Consider the following 17,016-nt stretch of genomic DNA (forward strand, 5'->3'; position numbering starts at 1 on the left):
CACCACCGCTGCCCGCTAAATCTTCCTTGATCAAATTTGATCAATCCTGGATGCTGAACGGGAGGGAATTTCCCGGGAGAAAGCGCATTGACGAAAGTGACCTTGAAGGATGTGGCGCAGGAGGCGGGCGTCGGCACCGCGACCGTCGAGCGTGTCGTCAACGGCCGCGGCGGCGTCAGGCCTGAAACGATCGAGCGGGTGTTCCTCGCGGTCCGAAAGCTCGACTACCGGCATAGGCTGCCGGAGGCGCATCGGGGGCTGATCCGGATCGAAGTCATTCTGGTCCGGCCCGAGACGAGCTTCTACTCGCGCATGAATCAGGCCTTTGAGCGGATCGCCGCCCTGCTCGACAAGAGCGTCACCGTTCACCGCACCTTCGCGCGCGAGAATGATCCGGTCGAATTCGCCCACCACATCGCCAATCCGGGGGTCCGCCGCTCGGCGCTCATCGTCGTGGCGCCGGACCATCCGAGCGTGGTGAAAAGCCTGAGGACGGCGGCGCGCCATGGCACGCCGGTGGTGCAGATCATGACACGACCAGCGCCGGAACTCCCCTATGTCGGCATCGACAATTATGCGGCGGGGCGGACGGCCGCCTATTACATGTCGAGGATGCTTGCCGGACGGTCAGGGTCCTTCGTGGCGCTCTGCCACAGCGGCGCATACGAGAACCACAAGGAACGCATCCGCGGCTTCTCCGCCTATCTCACCAACCATCCTGGCGACCACCTCTTCCGGCAGGTGATGTTCGATTGCGACGACGACCTCAACTCGATGGAGCTGCTGCGCGGGGCACTGTGCGACGATTCGGGGATCATCGGCCTCTACACCGCCGGCGGCGACAACCGCTCCGTCGCCGCGGTGCTGAAGGAGCATGCGTCGCGCCGCGTTTTCTGGGTCGGTCACGAGCTCTCCGACCAGTCGCGCGGCGCTCTCCGCGACGGCGTCATGTCGATCGTCCTCGACCAGGCTCCGGAGATCCAGGCGCGCCGCGCAATCGACCTGACATTGCGGTCGCTTGGACTGATCGACGTCGAGGTGAGCCCCGAGCCGGTGCGGTTTCTGACGATCACGCCGGAGAACGTCTGACGGATTGCGGGCGAGCCAAGTGGGGTGCCAGACGTGGATTCCGCCAATCTCTCTCACGCCCGAACCGGCTGCGGTCTTCTCCGATTGATCAGGCGCTTGGCGAGTTTTTGCCCCGGTCGTTCAATGGCAAGGAATGTCGCGCAGGCAGCCGCATAGACCAAAGGCACAAGGATCAGGGTGACGGCCGCAAAGCGCGCGGCCGGCGAGATCATTTCGCCGAAAGTGCCAATGAAATAGGCGGCGATCGGCTGCAGAAAAATGAGGTGCCAGAGATAGGCCCCGAACGACAGCTCTCCCAGCCAGTGGAAGAACCTGTTTCCGAGGGACGACGACACGGCGCGAAGCCTTTTGCCCAACGCCTCGCCGGCCAGGCGGTGATGGAGCAGGGCGAAAAACACCCCGACAAGCGCGACCCGCATCAGCATTTTCGTCGCCGTCATGTCGCCGCCGATCGGCAGCAGCACGAGTGCCAGGGCGACGGCGCCGTAGAGGAAAGCCTTGGACCTCTCCGCGTCAAGGCCGAGCGCCAAGAGCATTCCGCAAAGGAAGACATGCATCTTCAACGGCAGGAAGGCGGGCATCGGGAAATGCACCCCCAACAGACCGGCCGTCGAGACGATCGCGACGGCGATAGCGGCGGTGACGAGCGCGCCCCTCAGCCAGCCGCATCTCTTCAGCAGAAGCATGACGAAGGGAAAGGCGGCGTAGAACTGCATTTCAAGGCCGATGCTCCAGTCGGGCAGCGGCGTCCTGTAGGCATAATCTGGGGAGAGGCCGAACAGAAAGCTCAAATGCATCAGCCCGTTCGTCAGACCGTTGTCGAGGTAGCGCGCCGGCGACTGCGGCGCCTTGTCTAGGAAGCCGTCGATGATCATCCTCGATTCGAACAGCCAGGGACCGAGCGCAAAAGCCACGGCCAGAAGAAGATAGTAAAGCGGCGCAATTCTCAGGAAGCGGCGGATCCAGAAGCTCGCCCAGGTCGAGGTCAGTTCCCACGGCTCTTTTGCGGCCCGCAGCTGATAGTGAAATACCATCAGGAAGCCGGAAAGCATGATGAAGAGATCGACGCCGAGATCGGGCTCCGACAGAACAGGCAGGCGCCAGCCCGTGAGCAACAGCGCATGGCCGACCATCACCCAGAGGGATGCCAAGCCTCGCAGTCCGTCCAGGCAATCGATACGGGTCTCGCGGAGGGTATAGCCGGCCATCAGTACACTTCGTCCTTGTTTGCAACCAAAGGTTACTGCAGCGCGCTATGTTGCGACGCACAAGGGCATGCCTAGAGGCGGACTAAGGCGATACTAAGTAAAGATTGAGGCCGCCCCGTCGCCGGGGCGACGACGAGAAGCGCGTCGGATCCTTCCGATCAGGTGCGGCCGGCCCTTGCGTCAAGGCTGAACCCGCCCGCGCCGAATGCGGCGACCTGCAGAAAACCGCCGACAATCGCGATATTCTTCATGAAGTGGATCAGCTGGTTCTGATCGTCGAATTCCATATGAAAACCGAGCGCAGAGGCGAGCGTGAAGACGGCCAGGACCAATGCTGCCAGCCTCGTCTGATAACCCAGGACGAGCAGGATGCCGCCGCCGAGTTCGACGACGAGCGCGCCGGCATAGGCGACGGCTGGAAGCGGCAGGTTGGCCGCCGATATATAGGCGATGGTGCCGGAGGGATCGGCCAGTTTCTCTATGCCGGAAACGACGAAAATGACGGCGAGGAACAGGCGGCCAACAAAGGCAAGCGAACTCTGAAGTGCGGCATTGTTGCTCATGTCAGTTCCTTTCCCAGCAATGGCGGCCGCCATATTACACGGATGAGGAGTTCGGGCCCGGAACTTTTCGCGCTTGATGCTGTTGGACCCTGATTGGCCCGCCTGATCCAGGGTGCCAAAAACTGACGCCGGGCGGGCTTCGGAGGAAGCCATGATCCGCGCATTACCCCCACTCTATCTGCCGCGCCGCCGCCTGTTGCAATTGGGACTTGGAGCAACGCTCGCCTCGACCGCTGGCTTCGCCCGCGTTTCGCGCGCGGATGAACCAGCTGAACCGATGGACGAGGATGTCTTCCAGTTCGCGCTGAACCTCGAATACATGGAGGCCGAGTATTACCTGCGCGGCACGACCGGCAAAGGGATCGACGATGCCGACGCGGGTGCCGACGCTGGGCCGGTGACCGGCGGCAAGCAGGTTTCGTTCGAGACGCCCGCGATCAGCGAGTTCATGAGCGAGGTGGCGGAAAACGAACTTGCTCACGTCCGGTTCTATCGCAAGACCCTTGGCGCCGATGCCGTGTCGCGGCCGGCCATCGATTTCGATGCCGGCTTCGCCGCCGTCGCGAAGGCCGCGGGCCTCGGGGAGAATTTCGATCCCTTCGGCAACGAGATGAACTTTGTGCTCGGCGGTATGCTGTTCGAGGATGTCGGCGTGACCGCCTATGCCGGCGCCGCGACGGTCCTGAAGAACGAGGAGTTTCTCGCCGCCGCCGCCGGGATCCTCGCCGTCGAGGCCTATCACATGGGCATGGCCCGCTCGACGCTCTATCGGATGGGCGAGGAGGCCTGGAAGGCCGCCGCCGCGGTTTCCGATGCCCGCGACAAGATCGATGGATCGGACGACAAGGACCAGCCGCTCCAGATGGACGGCAAGGCGAACATCGTTCCCTCGACGCCGGATGCAATTGCTTTTACCCGAACGCCGCAGGAAGTCCTGCGCATCGTCTATCTTACCGATCAGGAGGGCGCCACCAAAGGTGGCTTTTACCCGAACGGCATGAATGGAACGATCACCAGCACCTGAACGGATCGCCAGGGCCGGCACGGCGCGGCTTCGTTTTTCCCGCCTGGTCCGGCCTCGCCGGCTTTGCCACACACGGCAGCAATTCTCCCCGTCTGAAACAGAAATTGAACGGCGTTACCCTGCAGTGCGGTGTCCGTGTCGAAGGCCTGGAAATCCTCGAAAGAGCGGCCGGAAAGACGCGTCGAAAGTGCGCTCGTGTGGGCAGCGAGATACCATCCGGCGGCGCCGTTGGAAGGGAGTTGTTAACCTTCATTTCCTATTCGCTAGGGACAGCCCTTTCGATGATGAAATTTCGAGTTTCAGGCCATGCGTATTCCCCGGACAAATTTCTCGACGGCAGCTTTGCATGATGCACATGAGGCGGATGGTTTCGAGCATCCGCATCCGGGAGCACCGGACGTTTCGCATGCCCAGACAACCCTCGCCTCGCCGCAGGATCATCTGTTCGAGGCGCCGGAAGCGCCCCGCCGGGGTACGGGTCATCCGGGCGACGATATGGGCTATGCCGGGCGCGCCGCGCGCCTCTACGGCCACGGCTCGCCCTATGCGCCGGCCCAGGTCACCGCCTGGACGCGCGATCCGCTGCCGACCCTTGCCGAGATCACCGGCCAGTCGGACGGACCGAGCTGGGAGAGCCATTTCTTCCTGTCGCCCAATGTCCGCTTCACCCGCACGCCCGAACGCGAATTCATGAAGCGCCGCGCGCCCGCGGCCGATGAGGGCGAGGTAGAGGTCGAGGCGATTGCCGCCGAGGTGGTCGAAGCAGAGATCGTCGCCGAAACGGGGCCCGTCGACGCAGTCCCCGCTGCTGTCGAACCCCAAACGCCGGCCCATAGCCCCTCCGAACTCCTGCGGGTGCTGATGCAGCAGCTTCCCTCCTGGCGTCCCGCACAGTCGCGCGATGCTGCCACCGCAGAACCGGCGCTCAATGCGGCACCGATCGTGAAAGGGGAGGTGCCGGAGGTGGAAGAAGCGGGCGGAACACTGGCGCCGGCGGTCCATGCAGCGGACGTCGCCGAGATGATCCCGGCCGGCCGCGAACCCGCATCAGATTCGGCCGCCAGGGTTGTGACCGGTGAAAGAGAAGCCCGTCTCTCCTACCTCTCCGATCACGCGTTCTTCGAATTCATGCCGCTCGAAATGGCGGCTGCCATGCAGGTCGCCGCCGAACCGGTGGAGGAACCGGCAATGGTGCCTCAGCAGATTGCGGCGGCACCGACGCCTGTCGCCGCGCCGGTGGAAATCCAGCCGCAGCCGCCAACGGCGATCACCTCGATGTTCCGGGTGGTCGAATGCCGCCCGGCGACGACAGTTATCGCCGCGCCGGTTCCCGTACCGCCCCCAAGCGCCCCCGATAAGCCTGAAGCCGTGGCCGTGGCGGCCGCGCCGGCGCTGGTCGAGCCTGTCGTCAAAGCCGAGGAAAAGACGCCGGTTTCCAACGTTCCGGTCACCAAGGCGGCGATCACCATGCCGGCCGTGGTGCAGCGTTCCGCTTCACCCTTTCCGCCGATCGGCGGCAGCGAGCGCCAGCAGGCTGACGCCGCCTACGAGTTTCCGGCCAAGGAGCTGCTGCAGGAGCCGCCGCAGGGCCAGGGCTTCTTCATGACGCAGGAGCAGCTCGAGCAGAATGCCGGGCTTCTCGAAAGCGTTCTCGAGGATTTCGGCGTCAAGGGCGAGATCATCCATGTCCGTCCGGGCCCCGTCGTCACCCTCTACGAATTCGAGCCGGCGCCCGGCGTCAAGTCCTCGCGCGTCATCGGCCTTGCCGATGATATCGCTCGGTCGATGTCGGCGCTTTCGGCCCGCGTCGCAGTGGTGCCCGGCCGCAACGTCATCGGCATCGAACTGCCGAACGCGACGCGCGAGACGGTTTATTTCCGCGAGCTGATCGAATCCAATGATTTCCAAAGGACCGGCTGCAAGCTGGCGCTCTGCCTCGGCAAGACGATCGGCGGCGAGCCGGTGATCGCCGAACTCGCGAAGATGCCGCATCTGCTCGTCGCCGGCACCACCGGCTCGGGCAAATCGGTGGCGATCAACACGATGATCCTGTCGCTGCTCTACCGGCTGAAGCCGGAGGAATGCCGGCTGATCATGGTCGACCCGAAGATGCTCGAACTCTCCGTCTATGACGGCATCCCGCATCTTCTCACGCCGGTCGTCACCGATCCGAAGAAGGCGGTGATGGCGCTCAAATGGGCGGTGCGCGAGATGGAAGACCGCTATCGCAAGATGTCGCGGCTCGGCGTCCGCAACATCGACGGCTACAACCAGCGCGCCGCCGCCGCCCGAGAGAAGGGCGAGCCGATCCTGGCAACCGTGCAGACCGGCTTCGAGAAGGGCACCGGCGAGCCGCTCTTCGAGCAGCAGGAGATGGATCTGGCGCCGATGCCCTATATCGTCGTCATCGTCGACGAGATGGCCGACCTGATGATGGTCGCCGGCAAGGAGATCGAAGGGGCGATCCAGCGCCTCGCCCAGATGGCGCGCGCCGCCGGCATCCACCTGATCATGGCGACGCAGCGCCCGTCGGTCGACGTCATCACCGGCACGATCAAGGCGAACTTCCCGACCCGCATCTCCTTCCAGGTGACCTCGAAGATCGACAGCCGCACCATCCTCGGCGAGCAGGGTGCCGAGCAGCTGCTGGGCCAGGGCGACATGCTGCACATGGCCGGCGGCGGCCGCATCGCCCGCGTTCATGGCCCCTTCGTCTCCGACCTCGAGGTCGAGCATGTGGTGGCGCATCTGAAAACGCAGGGGCGCCCGGAATATCTGGAGACCGTGACGGCGGACGAGGAGGAAGAGGAGCCGGAAGAAGATCAGGGCGCCGTTTTCGACAAGAGCGCGATTGCTGCGGAAGACGGCAACGAGCTCTACGAGCAGGCGGTGAAAGTGGTGCTGCGCGACAAGAAATGCTCGACCTCCTATATCCAGCGCCGGCTCGGCATCGGCTACAACCGCGCTGCTTCCCTCGTCGAACGAATGGAGAAGGAAGGCCTCGTCGGCCCGGCCAATCATGTCGGCAAGCGCGAGATCATCCATGGCAACCGCGACCACGCGGCCAAGGCGGACGACGCCGAGATGGAGTGAGCGAAGGGCGAGCAGGGAACAGATGCGCGCGACGTCGGCAGCCACCAACCCCCTCTGGCCCGGCGGCCCTCTCCCCCACAAGTCCCCACAAGTGGGCCACAAGAGAGAGAGAGAGAGAGAGAGAGAGAGAGAGAGAGAGAGAGAGAGAGAGAGAGAGAGAGAGAGAGAGAGAGACTTTGCACTTGCAGCACCGGTCGCTTGCACCTTGAAGCTGGTGTGACGGTGAAGACGCCAAAGAAGGTGCAGCCCGGCTAGCACCTCTCCCCTGTGGCCCCTGTGGCACCTCCTGGGGAGGTTCTGCGGCCGCGCGCCGAAACAAGGACTACGGCTTCTGGTTCTTCACGAATGTCGCATGCCATTTCGCCAGCATCGACACTGCCTCCTTGAGGAAAGCCGGGTGGGTGCCTGGAAGAAACTCGATCTTCGGCGCTTTCCCGTCGAGCCTCAGCCGCGCGAAGACCCGACCCGCCTCGTCCTTCAGTTCCTCCGGCTTTTCCGGTTCCGGCTTGTCGCTCTGAGACAGGCGGTTGAAGAGGAATTGGAAGCGCTGGTCCGTATCGGCGCTACGGAAGCGCGGCGCGCCTATCTCCTCTTCTGCCAGCTCCCTCGCCTCGTTGTTTTCCAGCAAGGTGCCGATCGCCATCCAGCGCTCGCGACCGGCCTTCGGCGCCGGGCCGATGGCACGGGCGAGTGCGTGGGGCACGCTGTCGGCGACTTGCAGCAGGCGCGACAATTCGCTTTTCTGCACGGCAAGCGCGTCGCCGATCACCTTGCGGTCGAAGCCGCGGGCGGCAAGTGCGGCGGCAAAAAGCGCCCGCTCGATGAAGGAGAGGTTGCGTCGCTCGGCATTCTCCTTGCCTTGGGCCAGCACCAGCTCGTCATCCGTCAGCGGCCGGACGATCGCCCTCACCTGCAGTTCGAGCCGGCGCACGGCCTTCAGGCGGCGGTGGCCGTAGGCGGTCTGGTAGTAGCCCTGCTTTTCCGGATGCGGGCGCACGAGGATCGGCGATTGCTGGCCGTTCTCGCGAATGCTTTCGACGAGCGCGAGGAAATCCGGGTCGTCGACCTCGCCGTCAGTCATCCGGTCCTCGATGAAGGAGGCCTCGACAAGCGCCGGATCGAGCGCGACGACGCGCTCGCCCTGGGTCAGGGCCTCGCGGAGCACCCGCGCCTCTTCCGCCTCGCGGGTGATGCTGCCGAGCGAAAGGCCCATGGCCTTGACGGCGCCGGACGCGGCGCGCGGGGCGGCGGGCTGGGTGTTGACAGGTGTCAACTCACTCGGCCCGGCCGGCGGCTGGTCGGTCGGGGGCTGCGGAGCGGCAGCGGGCGCACCGCCCATGAACAGCGCCCGCAATTCGTTCTTCCGGTTGTTGCCAGCCATGACTTAGCGCCCCCAGGCCGCGTGAATGAGAGCCTCGATCTCGCCGTTGACGGCGTTCAGCGACTCGATCGCCCGGTCATAGGTGGCGCGGGTGAAGTTCTCGCGGCCGACCTCGTAGAGCGTCTGCTTGGTCAATCCCGCATCCGAGATCGCCGTCGACTTCACCATCGCCGAGGTCAGCACCCGGTCACCGAAGAGCGAGCGCATAAAGCCGACGATCTGTGCCTGCGGCCCGTCATTTGGCTCGAAGCGGGTGACGAGATAGCGCAGGAAGTCGAAATTGAGCTCCCCGCCCGCCTCGCGCACGACGCTCAAGAGATCGGAGGTCATGTAGAGGAACTGGTTCATCGAGGCGACGTCGAGCATCTGCGGATGCACGGTGACGATGACCGAGGTCGAGGCGCAGAGCGCCGAGAGCGTCAGATAGCCGAGCTGCGGCGGGCAGTCGATGACGACGACGTCGTAGTCATCGGCGACGCTGGCGAGTGCCGCCTGCACGCGAGCGAAGAACAGCGGCCCGGCATCGGCGCCGTTCTGCCGCGCACTCAACGCCTGCGGCGTCGTGTGCTCAAATTCCTGTAGTTCGAGATTGCCCGGCACCAGGTCGAGGCCGTCGAAATAGGTCTTGCGGATGATCTCTTTCAGCGGCCGCGCCTCGGCGTCATAGCGGATCGAGCCATAGAGGGTGTCGTTGCCGGTGAGATCGAGCTCCGGCTGATAGCCGAACAGCGCCGAAAGCGAGGCCTGCGGGTCGAGATCCACCGCCAGCACCCGATGGCCAGTCAAGGCCAGATATTGCGCCAGATGGACGGACGAGGTCGTCTTGCCGGAGCCGCCCTTGAAATTGGTGACGGAGATGACCTGCAGATGCTCGCCGCGCGTTTCGTCGCGCCAGTTCACATAGGCACGCGCCTTGGCGGCATTGCCCTTGGCGAGCGCCTGTTCGGCGAGGTGGCGGCGCAGCGCATTGATGTCGGCAAGCGAATAGGAGCGCCGTCCGCCGATTCCGGTATCGGGCTGCGGCCCCTCGCCGGCAAGCGACAATTGCCGGAGATAGCCGTCGGAGACGCCGATCAGCTTGGCGGCCTCGCCGGAGGTGAAGCTCCGGAGCGTCTTCATCGCTGTCGGCGCGAACAGCCGGTCGCGCATCGCCTTCAGCTGCTCGGAAAGCGCCCGCGCATCAGCCGCGATCGCCTCGTCCGCCGGCCTGCGAGATCCGGTGCCGGCGGCCGCCGCCTTGCCCACTGCGCTTGCGGCGTCCACGGCCGATCCTGTCATGTCCATCGTGACAACCCCTCGTGCTTATTCACCATCCCGCGGCGGACGAAAAAATGGCAACGGCCATCCGTTCGCCGGCCGCACAGATGCGCCCGCCGCACTCCCTAACAGAGCAATCGCTGAACTACGCTGAAATATGGAATATGCGATCTATTCCGTTACAGGAATGATTCATCTGCTGATTCGCGTCAAGCCATTTCTCCCGCCCTCAGCGGCTCGGAGGCGCGCGGCCGTAAAGCAACAGCATGACGATGATGACGATGCCGTAGACGATCTGGCGGCCCGCTTCCGGCATCTGCATGACCGAGAGGATGGATTGCAGCAGCGTGATCAGGATGACGCCGGCGACCGTGCCGAAATAGGAGCCGCGGCCGCCGAGAATCGAGGTGCCGCCGAGCACGACTGCGGCGATCGACGGCAGCAGATAGGCGTCGCCCATCGCCTGCGCCGCCTTCGAGGCATAGCCTGCAAGCAGCACGCCGCCGTAGGCGCTCAAGCCACCGGAGACGACGAAGGCGATCATCACGACGCGACGCGTGCCGACGCCGGAGAGGAAGGCGGCGCGCTCGCTGTTGCCGATGCCGTAGACGGCGCGGCCAAAGGCCGTGCGGGTGAGCAGGAACACCATCGCCGCACTGACGGCGATCCAGACGAGGATGGCGTTCGGAACGCCCGGCACGAGGGCGCCTGTGGCAAGCCAGCGGATGGCATGCGGGGCCGAATCCTGCGGCGAGAAGCCGCCGGTATAGACGACCATCAGCCCCTGAGCCACGACATTCGAGGCGAGCGTCACGATCATCGAAGGAATACGCAGAAAGGCGACGCCGATGCCGTTCAGGAGGCCGAAGGCCATGCCGGAGAGGACCCCCACCGGGATGGCGATAAAGGCGCCTGCAGATCCGAATCCGGCCGCGGCGCAGGCCATCATCGCGCCCATCGTCATCACCCAGGGCACCGAAAGGTCAATATGGCCGAGCAGGATGACGACCATCATTCCGGCGGCCACCACGCCGAGGAAAGACGCGACCTTGAGCTGCTGCAGCAGGTAATCGGGCGAGAGGAAATTGCTTGAATAGAGGCTGCCGATAAGAAGAAGCAGCAGAATGCAGCTGAAAGCGGTGACGACGGCCGGATCTGCGCGGCGGAGGAAGCCCGGCAGGCGTGCCCTGACGGACAAGCGGCTTTCGGACGTCTCGCTCATTGGAACCAGTCCAGACGGTTTCGCACGCGCAGCAGCGCCAGCGACCCGAGGCTGACGGCGATCATCAGCACGATGCCCTGGAGGAGCGGCTGCCAGAGCGGCTCGACATCGAAGGCAAACAGCATGTCGCCGGTGGTGCGCGCGGCAAAGGCGCCGAAGATCGCCCCGACGGCGCTGCCGCGGCCGCCATAGAGCGACACGCCGCCGAGCACGACGGCGGCAATCGACCAGAGCGTATAGGCGCTGCCGCTCGCATAGGCCGCCTCGCCGGTATAGGTGAAGAAGGTGAGAAACAATCCGCCCATTCCGGCGAGCAGCCCTCCCAGCAGGTAGGCCGCGAACTTGCCGCGCCGGATCGGCACACCAGACATGAAGGCGGCCGGCTCGGAAGAACCCGCCGCATAGGCGGCCCGCCCGGCGACCGATCGTCGAAACGGCAGCCAGACGAGCAGGACGACGGCGGCTAGCGCCACGAGGCTCGACGGAACGACGCCGAAGAGGCGGCCGGTCAGCGCGTCGGCGAGATCCTCGTTGACGGAGCCGCCGGGAAAGGGCCGGAGTAACAACGCCAGGCCGAAATAGACGGCACCTGTCGCGATGGTCGCGACGATCGGCTGCAGGCGGCCGTAGATCACCAGCAGGCCGTTGATCGCGCCGCAGAGCGTTCCGGTCGCCAGCACGGCGACCACGCCAAGGCTCGTCGGCACGGCGCCGCCGACGACGATCCAGGAGGCCAGACAATTGGTGAGCACCAGGATCATGCCGACCGAAAGGTCGATCCCGGCGGTGATCACCACCAGCGCCTGGGCCATGGCGACGAAGGCGAGCAGCACGCCCTTGTTGGCGGCCGTGTGCACGACATTGGCGGTGAAGCCGGCCGGATGGTTGGCGACATAGACGGCGAACATCACCAGGAAGATTGCCAGCCCCGTCAGCGTGCCGCGCTGTTCGTTCAGCCAGTAGCGCCATTCGCTCATGCGGCCGTTCCCTCCTGCCCTGTCTCGACGTTGAGGGCGCTGGCGATCAATGCCCGCTCGCTGATCGCGCCGCCCTGAAGTTCGCGGACGATGCGACCGTCAAAGAGGACCAGGACCCGGTCGCAGCAGCCGATCAACTCGTCATAGTCGGTCGAATAGAAGACAATCGCCGCACCGGCCTCCGCCAGCCGCCGCAGCAATTGGTAAAGCTCCTGCTTGGTGCCGACATCGATGCCGCGCGTCGGATCGTTGAGCAATATGATCCGCGGTTTGCGCATCAGCCATTTGGCGATGACCACCTTTTGCTGGTTACCGCCCGAAAGCGTGCCGACGGGCACGTCGAGGCCGGCGGTCTTGATTTCCAGCAGCCGCACCATGTCGTCGATCGACTGCTCCTCCTTCGTCCGGTCGATGACTCCGCCGCGCGAGACCCGGTCGAGGGCGGCGAAGGAGAGATTTTCCCGGACCGTCATCGGCAGCATCAAGCCTTCGGTCTTGCGGTCCTCCGGGATGAGCGCCATGGAGAGCGGCGCTTTTCGCGCCGCTGCCGGCCCGCTAATCGAAACCGGCGATCCGTCGACGAGCACCGAGCCGGTCGTGCCGCGCAATACGCCGAAGAGCGCCAGGAGAAGCAGCCGCTGACCCTGGCCCTCGAGACCGCCGAGGCCCACGACCTCTCCCTCGCCCACCGAAAAGGAGATTTCGCGCAGCCGATCGCTCCAGCCGAGATCGCGGCATTCGAGCACGGGCGCTCTCGCCGGCCTCGCTACCGCGTGGCGCGGCGGAAAGACGTTGCTGTATTCGCGGCCGATCATCATCTCGACGATCTCGCTATTGCTGCGGCTGCCGGCGGCAAAGCTCGCGACATTGCGACCATTGCGAAAAACCGTGCAGGTATCGGCGAGTTCGGCGATCTCATGCATGCGATGCGAGATGTAGAGCAGCGCCAGACCATCTTCCCGCAGCCGTTTCAGCACCGCAAAGACCTTGGCGACGTCGCCGGCAGTCAGCGCCGAGGTCGCCTCGTCGAGGATCAGCGCGCGCGGCTTCGAGGCGAGCGCCTTGGCGATCTCGACCATCTGCCGGCGCGACAGAGGCAAATCCCTCACGGCGGCGCGCGGGTGGATATCCTCAGCTCCGGCCCGGGCGAGCGCTTCCTCGGCGAGCGTCCGCTGGGCGCGCCGGTCGATCATGCCGAAACGGCGGGGCGGATTGGCAAGGGCGATATTGTCGGCGACGCTCAGGTCCGGGATCAGCGACAGTTCCTGAAAGACGCAGGCAATGCCTGCCGCCGCGGCCTCGGCCGGTGATCGAAAGGCAACCTCGCGGCCGTCGAGCAGGAGACGTCCTTCGTCCGGCGCGACCACGCCGGCCATGATCTTGATCAGCGTCGACTTGCCGGCGCCGTTCTCGCCGAGGATCGCATGAATTCGGCCCGGCACCACTTCGAGCCGGGCCTTCTCCAATGCGCGGACACCGCCATAGCGCTTCGATACACCTTCCATCTGGAAGAGCGGCGGCGGTGTCTCGGCTGCGGTCATGAGGCGCCTCGGATCAGGGTTCGTCACGGGCATGCCGCGCACGCGAGGCGCGCGACATTTTCAGTGCTTGAGGAAGAACCTACTGGTTCTCCTTGGTCTGACCCATGATCTCCTGGGCCGTGAAGTTGATGCCGCAGGTGGGGAAAGCATTGCCGACGAAGAAGTTATCCGACTGGTCGGGATAGAAGTCCTGACCTTCCTTGAAGTTCGGATCCTCGACGATCGCCAGCGGCAGCTTGATCGATTGCGGCACCACTTGGCCCTCGAGCGCTGCGATCGCCGTCTTGATGGCGACCGCGACCTGCGCCGGACCGGTGCCCGCCGACGAGCATTTCAGGCCCTCGCCGGCATGCTTGGCGCAGAACTTGCGGAAGCCGTTCTCCGTCTCGCCGCCGAAGGGCACGAAGGGATGCCCGGCATCGATCATCGCCTGCACGACGCCGGTATCGCCGCCCTGCGCGGTGATCCCGTCGAATTTCTTGTGCACGGCGATCGCATCCGCCGTGGCCTTCTGGGCGGTCGGGTCGTCCCACTTGCCGATCACCTCGACGACGTCCCATTTCTTGCCGGTCGCCGCGAAGGTTTCATGAATGCCGTTGTGGCGGTCGGTGTCGACGGACGTGCCGGCGACGCCACGCACCTCGAGGATCTTGCCGCCCTCCGGAAGATGCTTGGCGAGCCAATTGGCCCAGAGCACGCCAAGACCCTTCTGGTCGACATTGACGTTGATCGCATCCTCGGTATCGAGAATGTTGTCGAAGGCGACGAGGACGATGCCGGCTTCCTTGGCGCGCTTGATGACCGGGCCGAAGGCAGTCGGGTTCTGGGCGTTGACGATGATCGCGTCATAGCCGGAATCGATAAAGTTGTTGATCGCCGAGATCTGCGCCGGCACGTCCTCGCCGGTCGAGACGACCTTGAACTCCTTGAGCTTCGCCGCGACATCCGGCTGCGCGGCATAGGCCTTGGCCGTCTGGATCATCTGGATGCGCCAGGTGTTGGCAATGAAGCCGTTGGCGAGCGCGATACGATAGGGACCGTCCTTCTTAGGGAACTTGAAGAATTTGGTTTCGGCCGTCCACGGCACGAAGCAATCCGGTTCGGCCGCGGGACCGCTGACGATTTCAGGTTCTGCGGCGGCGGTGGTCGATAGAAGTGCGAATGCAGCGGCCGTGAGAATGCCGCTGACAAATGATGTGGTCATCGAATTCCCTCCCATTAACAGGCGGGACTGGGCATCGAGCGAGCGGGCGCCGCCATCGATGTTCGCCGCAGACATGTCTGCGGCCTGGAGCAGTGACCGTTGAACGCAGTCGAAATTGCTCCAGAACACAACGAAGCTCACTTCCGGTTTCGGTCACCCGATCCCAAGTGCTTCAGAGGCCGATCCGGCACGACTTGTCGATACGCGAGTCCAGTGACGCCAGACAGGCTCCTCCCGAGGCGTCCGAACGAAATGGTAGCGTTACCAATATCCTGTGTAAAGCGGCGGCTTCGACAAGGCCGGAGGGGCTGCCTGCGAAACAGCGCTGCCGTCGGCAACGCCGCTTCGAAGGTGTCGGTTCAACCCTGTTGGCTGGGGCGCAGGGGCTGGTTGAAACGGTCGGCGAAGGCCTCGATCGAGCCGCGGCCGAAGCGTCTGACGCGTCGCTTGACGAGGACGGACATGACGCGGGCGGCGGTCGAGATGGTCATCTCGTCGAGCGGGCCCGAACCGCTCCAGGGCTTCGTCAGCCGGTCGGTGACGATGCCCAGCATGTTGGCGGGCATGATGTCGGTGCAGGGTTTCATCCAATCGAATACGGCGCTGATCGGCACCACCTTGCCTTCAAAGGCAACGATCGGTTCGGGCATGTCTTCGTCCCAATCGTCATAGGCTTCGAGCGCATCCCTGAAGAGGGTCTGCAGCGTGATTGGGGCATGCCCTTCGTAAAGGGCGGGCAGGAAATTCGTCATTAGGGTCTCCTCCGAGTGGTTAGGCCGGAAACGCGAAATGGCCAATTCTGTCAGCGGTAACGGTTTGTGATGCTCCTTCATAAAGCGTGCGGCGGCAGTATGGTTCAAAGCACAGGAGCGCGCAAACACAATCGATTAAAATGGTGGGATTTCTGACGCAATCCCAACACTCGATATCGTCAACGCAGACTCAAGTTGCTGATTTGCCGGGGGGAATTTGCGCCTGTGGAAAACAGCTAAACCGTCAGATGCCGACGCGCTTCCGGCGTGTCCAGCGTCTCCGCCGGCCCCTCATGAACGAATGCGCCGCGATCCATGATGTAGACCTGGTCCGCAAGCTCGCGGCAGAAATCGAGATACTGCTCGACGAGCAGGATGGCCATGCCGGTCGAATCCCTCAGATAACGGATCGCCCGGCCGATGTCCTTGATGATCGACGGCTGGATGCCCTCGGTCGGCTCGTCGAGCACGAGGATCTTGGGTCGGGTGACAAGCGCCCGGGCGATGGCGAGCTGTTGCTGCTGGCCGCCGGAAAGATCGCCGCCGCGCCGGCCGAGCATGGTCTGCAGAACCGGAAAGAGGCTGAAGATGTCTTCCGGGATCGAGCGCTCGGCCCGCTTCAGCGGCGCATAGCCTGTCTCGAGATTCTCCTTAACCGTCAGCAGCGGAAAGATCTCGCGGCCCTGCGGCACGTAGCCGATCCCCTGCTTCGCCCGCCGGAACGGCGCCAGTCCATCGAGCGCCGTGCCGTTGAAGGCGATTGCCCCGGAACTCACGGGATGCTGGCCGGTAATTGCCCGCAAGAGGGTGGACTTGCCGACGCCATTGCGGCCGAGCACGCAGGTGATCTTGCCCATCTCGGCCTTGAACGAGATATTGCGAAGCGCCTGGGCAGCGCCGTAGTGCAGATTGACGTTGTCGACGCTCAACATGGTTTGCCCCTCACGCGCTACCGGCCGAGATAGTTCTCGATCACCTTCGGATCGTTGCTGACGAAATCGATCGAGCCTTCCGCCAGCACCGAACCTTCGGCGAGACAGGTGACCTTGACGCCGAGCTCGCGGATGAAACCCATGTCGTGCTCGACGACGACGACCGAGCGGGTCTTGGCAATCTCCTTAAGGAGGATCGCCGTTTCCGCGGTCTCCGCATCCGTCATGCCGGCGACCGGCTCGTCGACGAGCAGCAATTCCGGCTCCTGGGCGAGCAGCATGCCGATTTCCAACCATTGCTTCTGGCCGTGCGACAAGTTGGCGGCGAGATCGTCGCGGCGCGCCGTCAGCCGCACCGTCTCAAGAATCTCCTCGATGCGCGCCTTGTCCTCGCGCGTCAGCCGGTAGAACAGCGTCGCGAAGACGCCGCGGCTGCGGTTGAGCGCCAGTTCGAGATTATCCCAGACCGTGTGGCTCTCGAAGACTGTCGGCTTCTGGAACTTCCGGCCGATGCCGAGCTGGGCGATCTCCGCCTCATCCCTTCTGGTGAGATCGATGTCGCCCTTGAAGAACACCTCGCCCTCGTTGGGCCGCGTCTTGCCGGTAATGATGTCCATCATCGTCGTCTTGCCGGCGCCGTTGGGCCCGATGATGGCACGCAGTTCCCCCGGCTCGATGATGAAGGAGAGCGAATTCAGCGCCTTGAAGCCGTCGAAGGAGACGGAGACGCCGTCGAGATAGAGCAGGCTTTTCGGTTTCTTCTCGGTCATGGC

At 64.2% G+C, this 17,016-nt stretch carries 14 protein-coding genes; 3 read left to right on the plus strand and 11 right to left on the minus strand.

Features of this window, described 5'->3' with window-relative positions; genetic code table 11:
* Positions 1-87: 87 nt before the first annotated feature.
* Positions 88-1,089 (plus strand): LacI family DNA-binding transcriptional regulator, encoded by a 1,002-nt coding sequence (locus SS05631_RS25370; protein ID WP_037416156.1) that lies wholly within the window; start codon positions 88-90, stop codon positions 1,087-1,089.
* A gap of 53 nt (positions 1,090-1,142) precedes the next feature.
* Here SS05631_RS25370 and SS05631_RS25375 read toward each other — a convergent pair whose 3' ends face one another.
* Positions 1,143-2,297: an acyltransferase gene (locus SS05631_RS25375; protein ID WP_037416154.1), complete on the minus strand. Its 1,155-nt coding sequence runs from the start codon at positions 2,295-2,297 to the stop codon at positions 1,143-1,145.
* 158 nt (positions 2,298-2,455) lie between these two features.
* A complete protein-coding gene (locus SS05631_RS25380; protein ID WP_095678091.1) occupies positions 2,456-2,860 on the minus strand; it encodes a DoxX family protein in 405 nt (134 codons plus the stop codon).
* A 151-nt stretch (positions 2,861-3,011) separates the two neighbouring features.
* Between SS05631_RS25380 and SS05631_RS25385 the strand changes: the two genes are divergently transcribed.
* Entirely contained in the window at positions 3,012-3,884 is an 873-nt protein-coding gene (locus tag SS05631_RS25385; RefSeq protein WP_037416146.1) for a ferritin-like domain-containing protein, read from the plus strand.
* A gap of 306 nt (positions 3,885-4,190) precedes the next feature.
* Positions 4,191-6,977, plus strand: coding sequence for a DNA translocase FtsK (locus SS05631_RS25390; protein WP_095678092.1), 2,787 nt, complete (start codon positions 4,191-4,193; stop codon positions 6,975-6,977).
* Positions 6,978-7,299: 322 nt separating this feature from the next.
* Here the strand turns inward: SS05631_RS25390 and repB are convergent, their stop codons facing one another.
* The 9 genes from repB to urtD all read right to left on the minus strand — a co-directional run bounded on the left by repB (position 7,300) and on the right by urtD (position 17,013).
* Positions 7,300-8,358: a plasmid partitioning protein RepB gene (gene repB / locus SS05631_RS25395; protein ID WP_037416137.1), complete on the minus strand. Its 1,059-nt coding sequence runs from the start codon at positions 8,356-8,358 to the stop codon at positions 7,300-7,302.
* 3 nt (positions 8,359-8,361) lie between these two features.
* The gene (gene repA / locus SS05631_RS25400; RefSeq protein WP_095678093.1) at positions 8,362-9,642 is read right to left on the minus strand and encodes a plasmid partitioning protein RepA; all 1,281 of its coding nucleotides are present in this window, start codon (positions 9,640-9,642) and stop codon (positions 8,362-8,364) included.
* Positions 9,643-9,844: 202 nt separating this feature from the next.
* Positions 9,845-10,837 carry an ABC transporter permease gene (locus SS05631_RS25405; RefSeq protein ID WP_037416118.1) on the minus strand — a complete coding sequence of 331 codons (993 nt, stop codon included), beginning with the start codon at positions 10,835-10,837 and terminating at the stop codon, positions 9,845-9,847.
* Positions 10,834-11,814 carry an ABC transporter permease gene (locus SS05631_RS25410; RefSeq protein WP_037416115.1) on the minus strand — a complete coding sequence of 327 codons (981 nt, stop codon included), beginning with the start codon at positions 11,812-11,814 and terminating at the stop codon, positions 10,834-10,836. Before SS05631_RS25410 ends, SS05631_RS25405 begins: the two co-directional genes overlap by 4 nt.
* Complete coding sequence (locus SS05631_RS25415; RefSeq protein ID WP_037416127.1) at positions 11,811-13,355, minus strand: sugar ABC transporter ATP-binding protein; 1,545 nt, start codon at positions 13,353-13,355, stop codon at positions 11,811-11,813. Before SS05631_RS25415 ends, SS05631_RS25410 begins: the two co-directional genes overlap by 4 nt.
* Before the next feature lie 79 nt (positions 13,356-13,434).
* On the minus strand, positions 13,435-14,559 hold the full coding sequence (locus SS05631_RS25420; RefSeq protein ID WP_037416124.1) for a sugar ABC transporter substrate-binding protein: 1,125 nt from the start codon (positions 14,557-14,559) through the stop codon (positions 13,435-13,437).
* A 359-nt stretch (positions 14,560-14,918) separates the two neighbouring features.
* On the minus strand, positions 14,919-15,311 hold the full coding sequence (locus SS05631_RS25425) for a hypothetical protein (protein ID WP_037416112.1): 393 nt from the start codon (positions 15,309-15,311) through the stop codon (positions 14,919-14,921).
* A gap of 236 nt (positions 15,312-15,547) precedes the next feature.
* Entirely contained in the window at positions 15,548-16,243 is a 696-nt protein-coding gene (urtE, locus tag SS05631_RS25430) for an urea ABC transporter ATP-binding subunit UrtE (protein ID WP_037416108.1), read from the minus strand.
* Positions 16,244-16,260: 17 nt separating this feature from the next.
* A complete protein-coding gene (gene urtD / locus SS05631_RS25435) occupies positions 16,261-17,013 on the minus strand; it encodes an urea ABC transporter ATP-binding protein UrtD (protein WP_037416121.1) in 753 nt (250 codons plus the stop codon).
* Between the last annotated feature and the right edge of the window lie 3 nt (positions 17,014-17,016).

The sequence above is a fragment of the Sinorhizobium sp. CCBAU 05631 genome (assembly GCF_002288505.1).
Taxonomy (GTDB): domain Bacteria; phylum Pseudomonadota; class Alphaproteobacteria; order Rhizobiales; family Rhizobiaceae; genus Sinorhizobium; species Sinorhizobium fredii_C.